General features: G+C 69.4%; 1 protein-coding gene. It reads left to right on the top strand.

What is annotated here, in order from left to right; genetic code table 11:
* Nucleotides 1-1,104: 1,104 nt before the first annotated feature.
* Nucleotides 1,105-2,406 (top strand): type VII secretion-associated serine protease mycosin (gene mycP, locus MXD57_RS31165; protein WP_250405570.1); only part of this gene is annotated, 1,302 nt, incomplete at its 3' end.

Below are 2,406 nucleotides of genomic sequence, written 5' to 3'. Positions count from 1 at the left end.
GAACGTCTCCAGCACCGCTCCCGTCGACGTGCCATCGGGCCGTGGGGCGGCGGACCAGAGCGTGGTCACGCCACAGGGATCACCTGGGCACAAGGTGACGGTGGGAGCGAGCTCAGGTGGCACGAGTACGGCACCACAACCGGCTCTGCGACACCATGTGCCAGATGTGTCCGACACGCTGCCGCGCCACGTGCCAGACCCAACGAACACGACGATCGACAGCGTAGAGACTCTGCCGTCCCCTCCGGTAAACCCGTCTTCCCCTCCGACGCCGCCCGTCGGACCGAGCGGACCTGACGGCCGGACACCGCCGGCAACCGGGCCGCTCTCGCCTTCATTCGGGACAGGAACGACCCTGCCGCCTGGCGTCCGGGGAGGCGGTGAACGTCCCGTGTACAGGGGCCGGGGCCCGCTGACCACGCCGTCCGGACCGGGCACGTCCACAAGTCCACGTGTCCCGGGACGTGAACTCTCCGGGCCCTTCGGCCCTGGTGCGACTGGTGGCCAGCCCGGTGCTGGGCGCGGGCCGATTGGCTCCCCCTCGACCAGAGGGGTCAACGGCGTCACTGGTGGTCGCCCCGTCTCGCCGTCGACAGGACGGCCCGCTGGTGCGATTCCGCGGGGCACCGTCGTCGGCGGCACTCTGAACCGGGAGCAGCCTCCCAGGGGTCGTGGCGCCGTGCCGGGTCGCCCTTCTGCAGGCTCCACGCCGTCCGGTAGCAACAGCCGCGCAGCGGAGGGTGAGGGCGCGGCGAGGGGGCGAATGCCTGCCCCGTCCAACGGCATCGTCGGGGGACAGCCCAGACCATCCCGAGACCGCGGACGGGCAGGGTCCACCTCGCGAGATGTCCGGCCTGCGAGCGAAGCTGCCGCAGACGAGCAAACGCCGCGACGTGCCGGACCATCGCGGGGTGCCTCCAATCCTGCTCCGAACCGCGATGCCCGCTCCGCTCGCGACAGGCGCTCTGGCAGCCGCGCGACCGGCCGGGCTGACGGCATGGATCACCAGTCAGAGGACAGGGATGACCAGGCAGAGGAGAGGGAGAGCCGACCGACCCCGCCGCTTCTGCCCAAAGGGCCTGATGGAGACATAGGAAGAGAAGGATGACCGTGCGCAGCCGCAGCAAGCAGGCCAGATGGCGCGGACGGGCCGTGTCCTCAGCCCTCGGGGTCCTGTTGGCGGGCATTGCCGGCACCCCCGCACACGCTGATACCGTCCGCGAGCGGCAGTGGCACCTCGATGCCATGCACGCCGATGAGATGTGGAATGCCAGCACGGGCAAAGGCATCACGGTCGCGGTGATCGACACCGGTGTCCAGGCCGACATCCCCGACCTGCGGGGCCAGGTCGTGCCGGGCAAGGACTTCTCCAAGCGCGCCGGTGACGAACGCACGGACTACGACGGTCACGGCACCAGCATGGCTGTCCTCATCGCCGGCACTGGCGGCAGAGGCGTCGGCACGGGTTCGTACGGTCTGGCGCCTGGCGCGAAGATCATGCCGATTCGCGTCACAGGTTTCATCGAGCGTAACCGTGTCGACGGCGATCAGGACGATTTCCCCACCAGCATGGCCAAGGCCATCCGGTTCGCAGCCGATTCGAACGCCCAGGTCATCAACATCTCGCAGGCAAGTACCGAGCATTCGCAGCAGCTCACGGAGGCCGTCGCATACGCGCTGTCCAAGGGCAAGCTGATCTTCGCGGGTGTGGGCAATGACGGCGACACCCTCAACGAAGTGGAGTACCCGGCAGCGACTCCTGGTGTGGTGGGCGTCGGAGCGATCGACAGAAACGTCAAGGCGACGAAGGAGTCCGAGCACGGCCCCCAGGTGGACCTGGTCGCGCCAGGCGAGGAAATCATCGCCGCGTGCCTCGAAAGCAAGAGTGGCGTGTGCCAATCGCACGGCACCAGCGACGCCACCGCTCTCGCCTCCGCCTCCGCCGCCCTGATCTGGTCCGAGCACCCGAACTGGACCAACAACCAGGTCCTGCGGGTCATGCTCAACACTGCGAGCAAGCCGACGAGTGGCAAGGAGCGTACCGACTACCTCGGCTACGGCGCCGTCCGCCCCCGGATCGCGCTCACCGACCCCGGAGACCCCGGCCCGGCCGACGTCTACCCGCTGCCAGACTTCAAGCAGGCCGCGTCCCAGACACCCGAGGGGTCGTCCTCTGCTGCGAAGGAGGGGAGTAGTGAGGCGCCGGCGGCGTCGGCATCCGCAGGCGACCGCACCGTGACGCCGTGGGTTCTCGCGGGTGCTGGAGTCGTCGTGCTCACTGGCGGGGGCCTGATCGCCGGAGCGGTTCGTAGGCGGCGGGCGGCGGCGAGTGCGGGCATGCAGAAGGCGGTGCCGTCAGGGCCAGGCCAGACGGCCTCGTCGTACACGGACGGCAACTACGGGGGA

This window comes from Streptomyces cellostaticus, assembly GCF_023630175.1.
GTDB classification, from domain to species: Bacteria; Actinomycetota; Actinomycetes; order Streptomycetales; family Streptomycetaceae; genus Streptomyces; species Streptomyces cellostaticus_A.
This window is presented reverse-complemented; position numbering and strand designations above follow the sequence as displayed.